The sequence below is a fragment of the Chryseobacterium jejuense genome, assembly GCF_017877355.1.
GTDB classification, from domain to species: domain Bacteria; phylum Bacteroidota; class Bacteroidia; order Flavobacteriales; family Weeksellaceae; genus Chryseobacterium; species Chryseobacterium jejuense_A.
Genome location: NZ_JAGIPR010000006.1, coordinates 12,711 through 29,782, shown reverse-complemented (window position 1 = coordinate 29,782; position 17,072 = coordinate 12,711). Strand labels below are relative to the sequence as shown.

Annotated in this window: 18 protein-coding genes and 1 tRNA gene; 12 read left to right on the top strand and 7 right to left on the bottom strand. The window is 33.7% G+C overall.

All coding sequences use genetic code 11. The features are described from left to right. Nucleotides 1-42 precede the first annotated feature (42 nt). The 5 genes from J2772_RS13265 to J2772_RS13245 are packed head-to-tail and all read left to right on the top strand — an operon-like array spanning nucleotide 43 to nucleotide 3,429. Nucleotides 43-642, top strand: coding sequence for a hypothetical protein (locus J2772_RS13265; protein WP_209917402.1), 600 nt, complete (start codon nucleotides 43-45; stop codon nucleotides 640-642). A gap of 18 nt (nucleotides 643-660) precedes the next feature. Further along, the gene (locus tag J2772_RS13260; protein WP_209917400.1) at nucleotides 661-1,335 is read left to right on the top strand and encodes an Imm26 family immunity protein; all 675 of its coding nucleotides are present in this window, start codon (nucleotides 661-663) and stop codon (nucleotides 1,333-1,335) included. Between the two features lie 3 nt (nucleotides 1,336-1,338). After that, on the top strand, nucleotides 1,339-1,992 hold the full coding sequence (locus J2772_RS13255; protein ID WP_209917398.1) for a hypothetical protein: 654 nt from the start codon (nucleotides 1,339-1,341) through the stop codon (nucleotides 1,990-1,992). 15 nt (nucleotides 1,993-2,007) lie between these two features. Next, a complete protein-coding gene (locus J2772_RS13250; RefSeq protein ID WP_209917396.1) occupies nucleotides 2,008-2,487 on the top strand; it encodes a DUF4259 domain-containing protein in 480 nt (159 codons plus the stop codon). A gap of 57 nt (nucleotides 2,488-2,544) precedes the next feature. Beyond that, a complete protein-coding gene (locus J2772_RS13245) occupies nucleotides 2,545-3,429 on the top strand; it encodes a hypothetical protein (protein ID WP_209917393.1) in 885 nt (294 codons plus the stop codon). Here J2772_RS13245 and J2772_RS13240 read toward each other — a convergent pair. The 4 genes from J2772_RS13240 to J2772_RS13225 all read right to left on the bottom strand — a co-directional run bounded on the left by J2772_RS13240 (nucleotide 3,410) and on the right by J2772_RS13225 (nucleotide 7,855). After that, complete coding sequence (locus tag J2772_RS13240; protein ID WP_209917392.1) at nucleotides 3,410-4,045, bottom strand: hypothetical protein; 636 nt, start codon at nucleotides 4,043-4,045, stop codon at nucleotides 3,410-3,412. The two genes, J2772_RS13245 and J2772_RS13240, sit on opposite strands and share 20 nt — an antisense overlap. 135 nt (nucleotides 4,046-4,180) lie before the next feature. Beyond that, on the bottom strand, nucleotides 4,181-6,769 hold the full coding sequence (locus tag J2772_RS13235; protein WP_245365223.1) for a TonB-dependent receptor: 2,589 nt from the start codon (nucleotides 6,767-6,769) through the stop codon (nucleotides 4,181-4,183). A gap of 651 nt (nucleotides 6,770-7,420) precedes the next feature. After that, nucleotides 7,421-7,494: transfer RNA gene (locus J2772_RS13230), tRNA-Ala, on the bottom strand. A gap of 142 nt (nucleotides 7,495-7,636) precedes the next feature. Beyond that, nucleotides 7,637-7,855, bottom strand: a complete 219-nt coding sequence (locus J2772_RS13225; RefSeq protein WP_209917388.1) for a glyceraldehyde-3-phosphate dehydrogenase — start codon at nucleotides 7,853-7,855, stop codon at nucleotides 7,637-7,639. Between the two features lie 266 nt (nucleotides 7,856-8,121). Here J2772_RS13225 and J2772_RS13220 point away from each other — a divergent pair, with 266 nt between their 5' ends. Further along, on the top strand, nucleotides 8,122-9,879 hold the full coding sequence (locus J2772_RS13220) for a DUF885 domain-containing protein (protein ID WP_209917386.1): 1,758 nt from the start codon (nucleotides 8,122-8,124) through the stop codon (nucleotides 9,877-9,879). Nucleotides 9,880-10,001: 122 nt separating this feature from the next. Here J2772_RS13220 and J2772_RS13215 read toward each other — a convergent pair whose 3' ends face one another. Continuing rightward, entirely contained in the window at nucleotides 10,002-10,685 is a 684-nt protein-coding gene (locus J2772_RS13215) for a hypothetical protein (protein ID WP_209917384.1), read from the bottom strand. Nucleotides 10,686-11,073: 388 nt separating this feature from the next. On the opposite strand from J2772_RS13215, the gene J2772_RS13210 reads away from it, so the two are divergent. Then, nucleotides 11,074-11,442 carry a hypothetical protein gene (locus tag J2772_RS13210; protein ID WP_209917382.1) on the top strand — a complete coding sequence of 123 codons (369 nt, stop codon included), beginning with the start codon at nucleotides 11,074-11,076 and terminating at the stop codon, nucleotides 11,440-11,442. Nucleotides 11,443-11,475: 33 nt separating this feature from the next. On the opposite strand, the gene J2772_RS13205 is transcribed toward J2772_RS13210, so the two are convergent. Next, a complete protein-coding gene (locus J2772_RS13205; RefSeq protein WP_209917380.1) occupies nucleotides 11,476-12,108 on the bottom strand; it encodes a hypothetical protein in 633 nt (210 codons plus the stop codon). Nucleotides 12,109-12,261: 153 nt separating this feature from the next. On the opposite strand from J2772_RS13205, the gene J2772_RS13200 reads away from it, so the two are divergent. The 3 genes from J2772_RS13200 (at nucleotide 12,262) to J2772_RS13190 (ending at nucleotide 13,656) form a co-directional block, all read left to right on the top strand. Then, nucleotides 12,262-12,834, top strand: coding sequence for a C40 family peptidase (locus tag J2772_RS13200; protein ID WP_209917378.1), 573 nt, complete (start codon nucleotides 12,262-12,264; stop codon nucleotides 12,832-12,834). A gap of 8 nt (nucleotides 12,835-12,842) precedes the next feature. Then, nucleotides 12,843-13,169 carry a LytR/AlgR family response regulator transcription factor gene (locus J2772_RS13195; RefSeq protein ID WP_209917376.1) on the top strand — a complete coding sequence of 109 codons (327 nt, stop codon included), beginning with the start codon at nucleotides 12,843-12,845 and terminating at the stop codon, nucleotides 13,167-13,169. A gap of 109 nt (nucleotides 13,170-13,278) precedes the next feature. Further along, a complete protein-coding gene (locus J2772_RS13190; protein ID WP_209917374.1) occupies nucleotides 13,279-13,656 on the top strand; it encodes a DUF2255 family protein in 378 nt (125 codons plus the stop codon). A 223-nt stretch (nucleotides 13,657-13,879) separates the two neighbouring features. On the opposite strand, the gene J2772_RS13185 is transcribed toward J2772_RS13190, so the two are convergent. Next, nucleotides 13,880-15,070, bottom strand: a complete 1,191-nt coding sequence (locus J2772_RS13185; RefSeq protein ID WP_209917372.1) for an MFS transporter — start codon at nucleotides 15,068-15,070, stop codon at nucleotides 13,880-13,882. 64 nt (nucleotides 15,071-15,134) lie between these two features. On the opposite strand from J2772_RS13185, the gene J2772_RS13180 reads away from it, so the two are divergent. After that, nucleotides 15,135-16,007, top strand: coding sequence for an AraC family transcriptional regulator (locus J2772_RS13180; RefSeq protein WP_245365222.1), 873 nt, complete (start codon nucleotides 15,135-15,137; stop codon nucleotides 16,005-16,007). A 421-nt stretch (nucleotides 16,008-16,428) separates the two neighbouring features. Continuing rightward, nucleotides 16,429-17,037, top strand: coding sequence for a methyltransferase family protein (locus tag J2772_RS13175; RefSeq protein WP_209917370.1), 609 nt, complete (start codon nucleotides 16,429-16,431; stop codon nucleotides 17,035-17,037). Nucleotides 17,038-17,072: the final 35 nt, after the last annotated feature.

The following is a 17,072-nucleotide window of genomic DNA, read 5'->3' as shown; positions in this document are numbered from 1 at the left end:
TGATTCCTTATGTTGTAATGAAATTTTTAAAACTAATTTTTCGTGATATACACAGCGAAATTTGCAGATTATAATGCTACTATGGGAGAAATAATCATGAGTGAGGAAACTACTCTTGAGGTACTTTTATCCAATGAATTTGGATTGAAGATCCCTGAACAATTTTCAAATATTTCTCCAGAAGATTGGGCTAAATATGCATTTGAGAATAATCTGGAATATGTTATCACATTTTATAAAGATCAGAAACCATATGCTACTGTAAGTAATACAACTCTTTCAATAAGTATTAAATATTATGAAGAAAAAGAAGATGGGTTGAAAATATATTTAAATATAAATTTTATGAAAGGCCATATTGATAATGGATTTGTTCTTTATGATAATAATAAAATATTTCTAAGCCAAATAGATAGGATAGGAGGTTTAGGGCAAACAATACTTTTTTATTCGCAAAAGAAAAAAAATAATGTTTTTTCAGAAGAATTTACTGAAACTAATGGTAATGTTGAATTAGTCGAACAATTTGGAACCGCAGATCTATCCAAACATTGGTTTGATACTCCTAAACATTATTTAGATTATGAAGCGTTACTAGATTACCAGAATTTATTTAATGAACTCCCATCAGTACCAGCTTAAAAATGATTGTTCGTTTGTATGAGCAAAAAATTAAAAATAGGAGATGTATTTTATCTAAAACTAAAAGATCAAGAAAAATATGTATTTGGAAGAGTATTGTTTGATGTAAAAAAACAATATCAAAAAATAGTAAATGTTAATAATCTACCTTCTGATTATTTTCCGTACTTAAAGATGTTTTATTCTGATTGTCATTTGGTTGAAATGTATGATGGTGTTTATGATAATATGAATGATTTTGACAGTTCTTCCAAAATTATTATCCCACGAGTATTAACACAACCTGTAGACTCAAAAAGAAATGTTTTAGAATGGGGAATAATTACTAATCAGAAAGTAGGTTATACCCAAATAGAATTTCCGGAAAACTTAAATTTATCAAGTAATGTTAAGTTTTTAGATCGAGGGGAATTGTCCTTACGAACTAAAATAACAGGGAATGAAGTAGAAAATATGGGCTATAAAAGTAATATGTGCGTTCCGTTAACAGTGGCAAACGCTTCATTAGATTTTCAGGGAAGAAGAGATTTAATTTCAGAAGATATCCGTAGACCTTCATATCTGAAAGATAATGATTTATATTATCATCCTGAACTGAGAAGAAAAATTTATAATGATTTAAATATCGACCCAGATAAAAGTTATTATGAATTATCAAAAGAAATGGGATTTGATTTAGAGCGGTTTTATTAAGCAATGAGTAAGAAATTAAATCAAGGAGATCTATTTTATTTGCAACTTGAAGGGTTGGATAAGTTTATTTTCGGGCAAATTCTGTTCGATGTTGAGAAACAATATTTTGCATCTTCTATTGAACAAGATCATGAATCATACTTTGGTGTATATGAAGAATGTCAGTTAATAAGAATGTATAAAGGAATATATGATAAACCTGATCTTCCGGAACATTTGGAAACACTAATAGATGGGGTTTTTATTTATAGGATTGATTTCAAGGGTAATAGATTACAATGGGGAAAGGCAGGGCATTTAACGATAGATTATCAATTTGTTGAATTTCCTGAAATTATTGGAAACGCTTATGGAAGTATTCAGTTGTTAAGAGGAGAGCTTCATTTTAAAACTCAATACAAGGATATTAATGATTTTGAAATTAGCTGGAGTGCAGAATATCCTGAAGTATTGGTTAATGAGTGTGTTCATTTACAAGGACGTGAAGATTTGATTTCTGGAGAGCATTATAGCGATAGTTTTAAGGAAATGGATTTAAGAAATTTTCCTGAATTAAGAGATAAAGTTTATAGAGACTTGAATTTAGATCCAGATAAAAGCTATTATGAATTATCTAAGGAAATGGGATTTGATTTAGCCAGATTCTATGAACATTAATTTTAAAATATAATTATGGGGGCTTGGGGATACAAGAACTTTGAAAATGATACTGCTGCAGATTGGTTTGCAGAACTGGAGGAATCTCTGGATAAAGAATTAGTGATTCCTTATCTCACCAAAATTTTGGATGAAGATGATTTTATTGATGACGAAGAGAGCTTTATTACGTTAGCAATACTTGAAGCACTGAGTGGTCGTTTGAAACTGATTTCCACAGACTACATTTTGCCACAGTTGGAATCTGTAGATACGATTCTATTAGCTCAAATGGTTATAAAAGCCTCCAAAAAGATCCTTTTCTTTAAAGAGCATTCAGAAGTAAGAGAATTATGGGAAGAATCTGATGAATATCACCAATGGTTTAATTATCAGGTTTCTTTAATTATGAGGCTCAATAATTTTTATAGCAACTATAATTTTGTTGATGAAGAAAATAATGATCCGGAAATTGAGGAAGAGTGGACGAAATATATAAAAACCAATTTTTCATAATAAATAAAACATTTTTAGAAAAGATCATTTAAACTGGACAGGAGTCAAAATAAAGTAATGAGTATTTCAAATTTCTTTTTTGGGGAAAATATTCCTCTTCTTCAACTTGAAAAATTCTCGCAGGAATATACCCTGAATGTGGAGAATATCTTTCTGATGGGTAAGGAAAATTCCCCAATTTCTTTAAAAACCTCATCTGAACTGTTTCTTGACCAGCAGAAAGAATCAGATCTTATTTACAATAGGATAAAGCTTCTGGAAATCACAGGAGATACGGAAGACCATACAATGAAGCCTTTTTTACTGCAAAGTCTTGCCCTTGCAGATATTTCCCGCAATATTTATATCAAACGAAATACCGATGGGAAGATACTTTCTGTTGAGAATAAAGATGAGCTTTGGAAGAGCTGGGAAGAATGGAAAGAAAACAAGTTACCATTTGTTTTCCCGGAAGAAAAAGATCAGGTTAAATTTGTTACCAATTATGAAAAAGGACTGAAAAGCTTTGAGGGAGAATTGAAGAAAAACCTACAGTATATTCTTCTGTTACCGGAAGTTTATAGTCTGATATTTCCACCTAATGAGCATTACAGTTTTTTATCCAGTCCGTTGAGTATTCGTTCCAGATTGATGCAGGGAGTGGAGTATAGCTATCAGCTCAAACTGGTGAAGCTTGAAGAAGAAAACAATACCCTTTTTGTAGAATTTCATTCCGTGTTGAACAACCGGGAAGAACTCATTAAAAGTCATATCAAAAAGCTTTATGAAAATGAGAAGGAATTCTCTATTGACCAATTTGAATTCAGTGTCAAAACAAAATACAATTTTGAAAAATCAACCGGTAAGATCATGAATGCTGAGCTTCATTTCACCGAAAAAATGCATGAACATCTTGCTTATCTGATTGATATGGATTTAAGTATTAAATTGGTTGAGTTGTAATGATATTGATTATGGGATGAAGAAAAGATTGTTGTTTTAAATATAGTTTATCTTCTTCTGTGAGTTCATTGGTTCCAAGTCCAATACCATTCCATGGCTTTCCGTTATTTGGTTTGTCACCCAATTCAATAGATTCAATTTTAATTTTTTTATGAAGCCCTAATACCGTTAAATCCATCAATTGATATGGATTTATTTCTCCTTCTACAATTTCCCCAAGCATATAAAAACTTCTGTTGGTAAGCTGGAAGACACTATCAATTTTAAATTTTGCCACCAGATTATGCCAGCTGTATCCGCAAAATCTACATTGCTTGGCATAAGGAGTACGGGCCAATTTATTACATTGAGAGCAGTTATTAAAAAATACTTTTTCCGGAGTTTCGGCCATTATTCTTTGAACTATTTTTAATTCGAATTCATCATAGTCATTCTGAAGAAGAGAGGTTATTTCAGGATCAGAACTTATCCAGTTTCTCTTTGTGAGTATCTTTCTCATTTCAGGGTTATCAGAAGTTTTATAAGTAAACATATGAGATTTCAGTGCTAATTTCTCGCGATTAGTCATCAGATTACTGAAATAGGTTATGATATAATGTATAGTTTCTTTGTCCATTACAATAGAAATGATTTTTAGTTTTGTCTAATTTATCACTTATTTCTTTACAAAATAGGAGAGTGTAACAACATCTAAAAGAAAAGAACCCGCCAAAAGTGACGGGTTCAATTGTTTTATATTCAGATGGTATAATTAGAATCTGAAAGTCGCAGCCACAGACCACGTTCTTCCGAATCCTAAGAAACCTGTATTGGCATCAGCAACACCCTGATAAACTCTGCCAGCTTCCTGGTATGTTTTTCCTTTATCCGGACCAGAACCAATCTTATCAGTAGCGTGGATATTAGAACTTAGTTCAGAAATATAATATTTGTTGAACAAGTTGTAAACGTTCGCTCTTAATGTTAAAGATTTTTTCTGCCCGATTTCAAATTTGTAACTCGCTCCTACATCAAATAGGTTGTAGCTTGGTAATTTTACAATTCCTCTTTCTCTGTCAGCTTCTGTAAGGAAATTGATAGGGTTGAACTGTGCATATAATTTGTCATAATATTCCCAGTTTGCATCAATACTGAATGCTTTGGTAATGTTATAATCAACTCCTAAACTTGCTGTTGTTTGTGCAGCATCTCCAACTTTCAGATCTTTAATATTGATCATCCCTGTTGTTCCGGCAACTTCCTGGTTGCTTTGAACATCAAGAATGTTGAAGTTAGCATTTCCTTTGTATTTCCAGTTTCCAAATGAAACCATTCCTCTTAATCTAAGGTTAGCAAAAGGTCTTGCTTTCGCTTCCAATTCAACACCCTGGTGAAGTTGTCCAACGTTCAGAGCATTGTAGAAATAAGCATTTCCAAGCTTTAATTGGGAGAATTTAGCAACATCTGCAGCTCCTGCATTGAATGTTCTTGAAATGAATCTGTCATCCCACTGCGTTCTGTACGCGTTGATGTTAACATCTATATAACGGGACTTGAAACCATATCCTAACTCTAAAGAGAAAATTCTTTCATTCTTTGCATCATTGTAGATGTTCTGGTTAGATGGGAATAATGCATTAAATAACGGCTGTCTTGAAATAACTCCTGCATTGAAAAATACATTATGATGATCATCAATGTTATAGTTAGCTCCTCCCTTTACAATATAACCTGTTTTGTGATACCATTTGGTTTCTTGGTTACCAGGAGTGTACAACATATAGTCTCTTCTCTTGTAATACTGCTCAGAAACGGATGCCTGAACAGATGCGCTTAGCTTTTCAGAGCTATATTCAACCATTCCATATACACCAGCCCATTTTACAAGACCTTCATTGTGAATAGACACTTTTTGAGTATCACCTGTCTTCGTTAAAGGTTCAGGTTTTACCGTACGGTCAACATAATAACCGTTTGGAGCATTCACTGTACTTTTAACAAATAAAGCATCTGATCCTAGTAAATCAGTAGTAATATCATAAAGAGCTCCTTTGTAAGTCTTAAGGTCGATCCCTCCATTAAAAGTCCAGTTGTTCTTTTTATAATTAAGGTCCGCAATTACTCCGTACCAGTCATGAGCATTAATACTTTGTTTTCTAATGATACCAGTAGTTCCGTTTAAAGTAGCAACGTTTTGTCCATTATAATCAGCAGGGGAACCTGTAGGGGCAATAAAAGCAGATTTCTGGAAAGTATTTCCATTGTAATCTGTTACTGAACCACCTCTGTTATAACGGTAAATCATATCCCAATTGATAGTACCATCATTACTATTCATGAAATTCATGGTTTGATCTTTAGCGTTTTTAATGGAACCGTTAAGTCCGGTACCACCACCACCACGTCCCCAAGAACCGTAAACAACTGTGGATAATTTCAGGTTGTCATTAATATTCCAGTCCCAGTTTAATGAAGCAATTGGCTTGTGGTAGAAGTTCGGCGCTAAATTGAATTGAGAACCATTCAACATTCCTGTTTGTGGATTGTATCTTCTTCCATACGTTTCGAACTGCTGCAAAGTTGCTACATTAGCTCCGGTTGCCGAAGATCTTCTTGTGTCGTGTACCTGTGGTGCACCCGTTGCAATGAAGTTGAACGCATGTTTTTCATTCGGCTTAAATCCTGTAGAGAAAAACCATGAATACCCTTCACCTTTAGTTCCGTTGATGTAACCATCACCTTGCCAACGGGAAAGTAATACAGTAGTTGCCCATTTGTTTTTCAACCCGGAAGAGTACATCGCTGAAAGTTTTGAGTAATTGTCGTTACCTGCTTCTGCTTTAATCATTGCTCTCTGCTCAGAATCGGTAGCTTTAGTTACAATATTGATTGTTCCTCCAACAGAAGGAACTACAAATTTAGAAGCTCCCAAACCTCTCTGAATCTGAATAGAGCTCGCAATATCTGCTAGCCCCGTCCAGTTAGACCAGTAAACGGTACCTCCCTGCATATCATTAACAGGCTGTCCGTTGATGATTACCGCAATATTGGCACCATCAAAACCTCTCATGTTAATTCTACTGTCTCCAAATCCGCCACCTACTTTAGTAACGTATACCGAAGGGGTAGACTTCATAATTTCAGGGAACTCTCTGTTTCCCAATTTCTCCTGAATTTCAGCTGCCTTAATATTGGAAACTGCAACAGGTGTTTTTCTCTCTTTGGCTGTTTGGGAAAGGTTTCTACCTACCAACATCACCTCATCAATAGATTTAGATCTTTCTAAAGAATCCTTCGTACTCTGCCCATAATACAAGGCGGCCGTTGGTAATACAAGCGCTATAAGTAAACGCTTTTTCAAAATAATGCTCATGTAATAAACTAGCGTGTTTGATTTTAAGGCTGCAAAGATGAAACTTTATTTTTTAATTAAGTATTAAATCTTTTTTACACGATTTTGTAAACGTCGAATACTGAGCATGATTGATGGTTATTTTATGATATATTAACTTTATTTAACACTTTAATTTGTAGTTTGTTATATCAATAATTTTAACCAAAACGAGTCTGTTTTGTTGATAATATAAACATTTATTTTGTAAAAAATGTTGAGAAATATCAGCAAATTTTTACATTTTATCATATTTTTATCTTTTAAATCTATTGATAGAGAATTATTGTTGTGTTTAACGTCGAGTTAAAATATTTAAGTCATAAAAAACTTCAATAGAAAAGTTAGAACAAGTGCATTTAATAAAAAATGTACACCTGGATATTATCTTCAGTACCTTTGTGCAGGATAATGCTAAAGATCTATATCAGTGCTCTTATTACTGTGTTGTTATTCTTTTAAATTTAAAAATTGCCACGATTTTGTCCTCAACTTTTGCGCTTGATCCGTTTATTTGAAAAATCTGCATTTTCTTGTTCAAAAAAAATCCTGCAAAAAATTAAATTTTGCAGGATTAATCAGCTTTTAGTACATTTTGAAGACTTTTTCAAATACACTCAGTGGAGAATACGGGATTCGAACCCGTGACCTTTTGACTGCCAGTCAAACGCGCTAGCCAACTGCGCCAATCCCCCATTTTTGAAGCGGTACAAAAGTAAGTATTTAAATGATATGTACAACTATTTGTATGAATATTTTTGAAATTTTAAAGCTTAATGGAATTTTTACTACCTATAAGTAAAACAGGCCCTTAATAGAGGGACTTTACTATAATACTTAAGTTGTAACTTTGTCAAGGATTGCAATAAAGCTGTTTTTCAAAAGTTCTGATGGATAAATAAACTGTTCTCCATTATCATTTCTAACAACAATAGCTGCTTGTTCATTATTTAAACATCTGTCAATTTGTTCCTGCATTTCATTAAGCCTGCCAGGGGCTACATCCAACGTATATTTTCCTGTAGAATGGGTAATCTGAACGATTTTTTCTTTCATGATTAAAAATTTAATTCTTTCAAAGATAACTTTTTTCCCTTAAGTGAGAAGAAATGTAATTGGAAACAAAGATTTCTTAAAAGTACCAGCTAAAAACTAAGAGATATTTTTACTTTTTTGTAGCTTTATAGGAATGATCATATCTTTTCTTTAAAAATCATTTAGTAATTAGATAAAAGGTCTCTTAGAATTTCAAACTATCAATTAGTTTATGTATTGAATAATTAACGTATTTTTAGAGTTCTTATAAATAAACTAATAAAGATATGATGAAACATAAACTGGCTTTACTCAGCACTGTTATCGTTTCCTGTATGAGTGCACAGCAAAAGAATACTCAATTGCATCAGATTTTTGATCAATACTATAAAGAATCAAATGTATTGAGCCCATTAAATGCAACTTTTAACGGTATTGATGGCTATAATGATCAGCTTCCTGCTGATGATGAAACTCAGCTCAAAAAAATCCACGACTTTTATCTGAAATATGCTAATCTTCTGAAGACTTTTGAAAATCAGGATCTGAATAAAGAAGACCGTATTTCTCTGGGCATTATGGAGAATGAGGTTCAAATTGCCCTGAAGACAGAAAAATACCATGAAGAATATATGCCTATCAACCAGATGGGAAGTATTCCTACCTATATGGCAATGTTAGGCTCCGGCAGTTCAGCTCAGCCTTTCAAAACCGTAAAAGATTATGATAATTGGCTGAAACGCTGCCAGGCATTTTCAAGATGGACAGACGTTTCTATACAAAATATGCGAAAAGGCATCAAAGAAGGCATTGTTTTACCAAAATCTTTGGTGGTGAAAATCATTCCCCAGCTACAAAGCCTGGCAAAAAATAATGATCAGTCCTCTTTTTATGAACCTGTAAAGAATTTTCCTAAAGATTTCTCAAAAGAAGAGCAAAACCGTTTAAACGCAGAATTTAAAAATGTTCTTGCCAAAAATGTTTTCTCATCCATACAGAAGCTCGCAGATTTTTTCCAGAATGAATATCTGCCGAAAGCCCGCTCTTCTTCAGGAATCAATGTTTTTGCCAATGGAAAAGAAATGTATAAAGACTATATTTTTTCAATGGTAACCGTTGATAAAGATCCGGAGGAAATATATCAGTTAGGCTTATCAGAAGTGGCAAGAATCACTGCTGAAATGGAAAAAATTAAAAAATCTATCAGTTTTAAAGGCTCACTTCCTGAATTATTTGAATTTATGAAAACCGATAAGCAGTTCATGCCTTTCAAAACGGACAAAGAAGTCTTAGAAGCTTATCAGAGCGTTCATGATAAGATAAAACCCAATTTACCAAAGTATTTTGGAATTACCCCTAAAACACCTTTTGAAATCCGTAAAACTGAAGAGTTTAGAGCAGCATCAGCTTCACCACAATATTTTCCGGGAAATCTTCCCGCCAACCGTCCAGGTATTTTTTATGCGCCTATTTTAGATCCAACAAAAATCAACATCACCAATATGGATATGGAAAGTGTATTTTTACACGAAGCCATTCCCGGGCATCATTATCAGATCAGCATTCAATATGAAAATACCTCTGTTCCGGAATTTCGACAAAAGTATATGAACGGAGCATTTGTAGAAGGGTGGGCGTTATATACCGAATCTTTGGGAAAAGATCTGGGTGTGTATACCAATCCTTATCATCAGTTAGGAGCATTAGGCACAGAGATGCACCGCGCAATCCGTTTAGTGGTGGATTCTGGATTACACACCGGGAAAATGACCCGTGAAGATGCCATTAAATATATGCTGGATAACGAACCTGTTTCCGAACAGTTTGCCACTGCTGAAATAGAAAGGTATATGGCAAACCCCGCGCAGGCACTTTCTTATAAGATTGGTGAATTGAAAATAAAAGAACTGCGTGACAAATATAAAGCTCAGCTAGGTACCAGGTTTAACATCAGAAATTTTCATGATACGATTCTGAAAGGTGGGGCAATGCCTCTCACTGTTTTTGAAAATTATATGGATGACTGGGCAAAAAGTATCCAATAAAAATATTGAACATTATAGCTTATATACCAATAGAAAAAGACTGATTACAATCAGTCTTTTTTATTGAATTCAGGAGAAAGCTTTACTTTTCCTTAAGGTATAGTTTTACTTTAAATATCATATTATAAACTTCTTGAACGGGCGATGTTAAGAAGGTATACAAGATGTGCATACATACTTCTTTTTACAGATTCTATTTTTATATCTCCGGTTGTTTGGTTAATAGTTGTTACCAGATCTGTATTACACTGCCCATTAAAACTTCCGCTTCCTAAATAATTTGCAGAATTAGTTGCTGGATAGGAAATTCTGGGATAATCCGGTGCCGTTTGGTTGGCAACAGCGGAAGTATTTGAAAATCCTTTGTTATCAATATATCTGGCAGTCCATGAACCTAAGAATTGACCATTAGCTGTATTAATACCTTGTACCACCACGACTTGTGTGTCTACAGGGTTGGTAAAGCCTGCGCAGGAGGTATAATGATTTAAAGAAATTGTACAGGAAGAAGCATTGTCTCCAGGTTGAAAACATTTTCCTTCGTATACTGTGAATCTTTGTTCATTGGAAGACATGGAAGTATTTAATAAAGCTTTAGGAGCAAAAATTTCTTCCGGAGAGAGGAGTGTCAGAACTCCTTGGGCATTAGCAGCAACGATTTTATTTTCAGAATTTGAAAGTTCTCTTACCCTTACCGATCCGTTAACGTCCAACGTGTTTGTAGGTGCCGTTGTGTTAATTCCAACTTGTGCACTTGCAAAACTACACAAAGCAAGTGCTGTCAAAAAAAAAGTCTTTGTTTTCATGGTATTTTTTAAATACGGTTAAATTTTTCACTAAGGTAAGAAATATGTATTAATGGAGAATAAAAAACTAATTAAAAATATGTTACATCTAAATTTATATTGTAATATGTGTTTATTGATGAAAATTTTAAATAAAGACTTTTGAATATTAACTCAAAAATTAATGTTCCTTATTTTGTTTGAAAAATATTTGTATTTTAGCCGAAATATGTTGCTTTTTAATAAACATATTGTCCACTAATTAAAATTCAGATAATTTGAATAAAAAATTAGTAGATTTGCACGAAATAAAAAATAATAAATATTAAGCTCATTCTCTATAACAGAATATTCCTAATAGAATGTAATAGAGAAAACAGGATTTTTAGGTTATAAAACTACTGAAACTATGAAGAAACTTTTTTTACTTTTACTAACGGCATTTTTATTTATCGGTTGCAGCTCTGACGATGATACAATTTATGATTATGTAGGAACATGGTCTGGAACTTATGAAGGTGGTGATACAGGAGTGTGGAATTTTGTGGTTGATAAGACAGGGAAAGTATCAGGAACCATGCATTCTGATGTTAGTAGTGAAAATTATAATATTTCCGGTAATGTAAGTACTAGCGGAGATCTGGTAGGAACAGTTGGCCTTCCGTCAAAAGGAGAATTTAAAGGAAAACTTAATCCGGATAAAAAAGGAAATGGAAGCTGGTCTAATACACTTCCAACTCCGGCACAATACGGAACCTGGAAAGGAGAAAAGAAATAAAACAAAAACCTGCAGATTTGCAGGTTTTTTTATTTATACAAATCCCATATGGGATATTTCATTACTTTGATTCTTTAGTACTAAAAAATAGAGGACTACATCATCTTCTGAAAAATACTTTTTAAAAGATACCGGATCTTGATTCAAAGACAAGTCTTCTTCAGTCTTTTCAACCGTATAGTTTTCTGAATCCAGCTTTAAAGTAATTATCGTTGCTTTTTGGGATTGATTGCTATTTACATAAAGGAGATCGTTCTTACGTTCAATCTCTGTCAATACATTTTTTATTTCACCAAACTGAAAGGCTCTTAGACACTTTTTCCCTTCATCAGTCTTAAGCCCGTTTTCAACTGTCCGTTTTCCTCTTTCAGAAATTATATCCAAATCCTTTATTTCAGTCATCAGCTTGGCAAACCTCTGGTAGAGTAGGGTATCTCCTGTTTCTTTAAGGTAAATGTCCAGACTGTTTCTGATGATCTTTCCTGTTTTGGAACAATGCCCGAATTCAGAGCTGTTTTGCCTTACCTTTTCATAAGACGGATCTTTTTTAAAAGCCTTCTTATTGAACCCGCTTTTTTTCCGAACCACATTTTTGCCATTCAGAGTATAAAAAACAAGATCTCCCACAGAGCCTTTAATCTTGATGAGACTTTCATAGGTTGCCATATCGCCAAAATTGAATTCAAATATAGTAATAAATAACTGAATTCAAAGTTTTAACATATATTTATCATATAGTTGTAGTATAGTTATATTATAATTAAAATATAAAGTGTATATTTGTATATCAATCGTTAATCAAGTAAAAATCAGACGAGTATGGGATCAGGATTATTTGAAAAAAAATTGAGTATAAAGCAGCTTTCTGTATTGCTGATTGCATCTGCTTTTGTAGTGTCCTGCGGATCTTCAAAGAATGTTTCTTCCAATAAGAAATCAGGATCCAAAACAGTGGTAAAATCTGAAAATCTAAGAAAACTGGATTCTAAGTTTGATGGAAATGTGTCAAGATCTATCAACGATGTTTTAAAGGATGCGGAAAAATATCTGGGGACACCTTACCGGTTCGGGGGGAATACGTCTTCAGGTTTCGACTGTTCCGGATTTACAGTGAAAGTTTTTGAAGAAAATGCCTTTAATCTTCCAAGAAGATCTTCCGATCAGGCTGAAACAGGAAAAAATATTGATATCAGGGATGTTAAACCCGGTGATTTATTATTTTTTGCAACAGCTGGAGGAAGCAGAGTTTCCCATGTAGGGATTGTTCATGATATTGGCCCGGATGGGGAAGTAAAATTCATTCATGCTTCTACCTCAAAAGGCGTTGTTATTTCATCTCTGAACGAAAAATATTGGAACAAAGCTTATCTTCATGCCCAAAGGGTTTTATAGTAATTTCCATGGAGAACAGAACGTTTGCTTTTATTAAAACAGACAAAAAACTGGTAAAACTTTTCTTTAAAGATATCAATGTAATCAAAGGTCTTGGGAATTATGTGGAAGTATATACCATAGATCAGAACAGATACATTTATTACAAAACACTTAAAGATCTGATTGAAAACCTGCCGGAAGAATTCATGCGGGTTCATAACTCTTATATCGTTAACTTAACCAATATTGAGTCTTTTGAAGATAATCATTTGTTGTGTGGAAACTTAAAAATAACCGTAGCTAAAAGTTATAAAGACTGCCTTCTACAAGCCATCGGTAAAATGATGCTTTAAAAATCAATCCACATCCATCAATAAACCATATACATCTGATTTTAGCCGATCCGTATAAAAAATTTTTTATTCAATTCTTCTTCCCCTAGTTTTACAGAAACTTTCAAAAATGAATAAAAATAAAGCATTAGACTACATCAGAACCCATAACCTTATCGGAATAAAAGCCGGATCAGAAAGACCAGAATTTCTGGAGATCTGGATGGTGGTTACTCAGAACAGAATTTTTGCAAGATCCTGGGGATTAGCCGAAAAAAGCTGGTACAACACCTTTCTTGAATGTTCGGAAGGACAGATCAAATGTGGTAACACAATATATAATATAAACGCTATAATCCCTGAAGACCTAAATCAACTAACTGATGACATCAACCAAACTTATCTTACAAAATATAATTCTGAACACAATCGTAAATATGCAATAGGGATCATTGAAGATCAACATATTGTGAAAACGATGGAGTTTATTATTAGTGAGGCCAAATAAAGAGAGCTATAGATTGTTCTATAATTTTACATATTGATTCAAGCAGGAACCGTCAATACTGAACATAAATTGAAGGTTTACGCACGAAGTGTACGAAGGATAGCCTGTTCAATATATAATAAAACCTATTCCATTGATTTTAGCTAAAACCTAATAAAAAAAACAACCCTTTTTTAGTAGGGTTGTTTTCCACTCAAAATATAACTCTTATATAATGTATTGATTAAATATGTTCACAAACAGGTACTACAAGTTCTTTTTTATCATCATTTTCTTCATCCGCTGAAATGCTTTTGGGAAAAGAAAAGAAACTCAGAATAAATGTAGCTGCAAGAAGTAAGACACTTACAGAAAGAACATGTTGGACTCCATAATAAGAACTTACAATTCCTCCAAGAAATGCACCTAATGAAATTCCAATATTAAAAGAGGATGTAAGCAAGCTGTTAACAAATTCCAGTGCATGATGGGGAATATTTTGTGTAGTTCTGATATTTGAAACCAAAAAACCACCCGTGTGAATCATGCCCCAAAAAGACACAATGATGACCATAGGAATAAAAGCTCCCCCAAGTGAATAAGCTAGAATTTGTACTGTAATTAATAATAGTAAAAATAGTCGTGTTGTTAGTTTTACATTTCGGTTTAAAGCAATTCCCATGAGCCAATTCCCAAGAGTTCCCATACCTCCGAAAAGAAGCAGCATAATACTGATCTGGGCACCATCCATTCTGGTAATTTCTTCAAGATAAGCAGTAAGATAGGTATAGCTGGAGAACATAGCTGCCAATGTCCCAATGGTAGAAATCAGGTTAATCCACAAAAGAGGATTTTTCAATATGGTTAGTTGATTTTGCTCAGATTTTTCTTTTTCTGCAGGGATAGAGGGAATGAAAAGCAATAGTCCCATAAATGCAATTAAACTGATGGCGCTGCTCAGGAAAAATGAAGCTTTCCAATCATGAAAAAGATCAGCCGCATAGGTCGTCATCGGAATACCGAGAACGGTAGCAAGGCTCAGTCCAAGCATTACAGTGGATACTCCTTTTGCTCCCTTTTCTTTGAATGCAATGGCGATGGAAATATTCCAGAAAAGCGGATGCAATATTGCCGGCAATATACGCGCTACCATAAGCATGGTAAAGTTCGTTGAGAAAGCAGATATAAGATTGGAAAGTACAAATATGCTCATAACAAGGCATAAAAGAAACTTCCGGTTTACTTTGGAGGTAAAAGAAGTGATAAAAGGGGAGGAAACAGCTACAGTAATGGCAAAAGCACTCAGTAACCACCCTGCTGTATCAATTGACACTCCGAATTGTCTGCTGATTGTAGGGAGAATCCCAACAACCCCAAATTCAGTAGTAATAATACCGAAAGCCCCGAGCGCCAGGACATAGATTGATCTTTTCATTGATTGTAATAATTTTGATATAGCAAATTTGGACAGAAAAAATGTAAAAAATCAGTATATTTTAATGATAAATAAGTACATTTACCATATGAAGAGAGAGAATATAGATCAATTGGTAAAGGTGGAATATCATGTAACCGAAAATTGCCCTTTAAAAGGTAATCAGTATTCCTTTTTTCAGATTATATATGTCATTTCCGGAAAAGGGTACTTTACCATCAATAGTAATATAGCTTCTTATAGCAAAGGCAGCCTGATATTACTAACCCCTGATGACAAACATCATTTGGATATTGAAGAAAAAACGGAGCTTTTACTTGTAAAGTTTAGTGAACGTTATGTAAAGGATTATAAATGGAATAACATTAATTCAATAGGATGCTTGTTGTATGGAGCTTCTTATCTTTCCGGCTGTATTCTACAGAATAAACCTGATGTGGTTCTGGTAGATTCTATTGTTACTTCATTGCTACATGGTTTGAACCATCCGGATCTTTATCAGGAAGAATTAACACTGCATTATGTGAATGCATTAATTGTAATCGCAGCGAGGAATATATCTAAAATGCGGGTTGAGCATGCTGCATCCAATACAGATAAAAGAATCGTTGAAATCATTAATTATATCCAGGGAAATATTCACGATCCGGCACTTTTAAAAGTATCTGTAATTGCCCGGGAATTTGGACTTTCAGAAACCTATCTTGGCAGCTATTTTAAGAACCAGTGCGGTGAAACCATTACCCATTATATATTAAACTACAAATTAAGATTGATAGAACATCGACTTCTTTTCAGTGATATGAGGATCAATGAAATTGTCACTGAGTTTGGTTTTTCGGATGAAAGCCATTTGAATAAGTTTTTTAAAAAACAGCATAATATGAGTTTGACTGAGTTTAAAAAAACAAAAAGTTCTACTAAATTAATAGTTTAGATAATTTTTGTATTGTTCTGTAAGTTATAATTTTACCAATAATTATATTCAATAATAACTGTCAATCCTGAGCATAAATTGAAGGTTTACGAACGAAGTTTACGAAGGATAGCGCGTCTAATCATATGAATGTATTCCATTGGCTTTAGCCGAAACTTAAGGAATAGTTATCTTTCTAAAACCACCCCGTCAAAAATTCTTTGAATTTTCGCCACCCTCCAAAGGAAGGGAATATTCAGTTTTTCGACTGTGATATTCAATTTGAAATGAAATTTTCTGAAAGTTCAGACGATCAGTTATAGACTAAATCTACCTCTTTTAAACCATTGAAAGCTGTAATGATAAATGTTTTGATAAAAAGAAACCATTGCAATAGCATTGCACTTAACAATCTCAGAATTTTGCTGTAAACAATATAACCATGGCAGATTTTATCAGATTCTTCATTCCTATTTATTTCATTATGTTTTTTGCAGTCTCCTTTCTTGGAGTAAGCATTGCTGTAGCTAAGAAAATCGGAAAGAACCCAAATGTTTTACCAAAAGGTGATTCTGCTTATGCGCTGGTTGGCTGGTATTTCAAACTCATCTTAGCTGTTTTATGTATTTATGCCATACTTCCTTTACTCTTTCCGAATATAAAAGAGGAGTTTAATATCCATATTTTGGATGCTGATCTGTTTCGTAGCAGTGGAATGGGATTGATGCTTCTTGCTTTTATCTGGGTGGTCATTGCTCAGCTTCAAATGAGAGATTCATGGCGGATAGGTATAGATGAGCATATGAAAACAGAGCTTATCACTACCGGATTATTTCAATATTCAAGAAACCCTATATTTTTTGGAATGACTTTGAGTCTTACCGGTTTTTTCTTTGCTTTCCCTACAATGATTGCTTTCTTTTTGCTAATAATAGGAAGTATTTTGATGCAGATTCAGATTCGCCTTGAAGAAGAACATTTACTGAGACAGCACGGTTCGGTTTATCTTACTTATAAAAAGAGGGTTGGGCGTATGCTAAGCCTTTATTAAAAGCATAAACTTAAAAACTGTTTTGCTGAACTTTT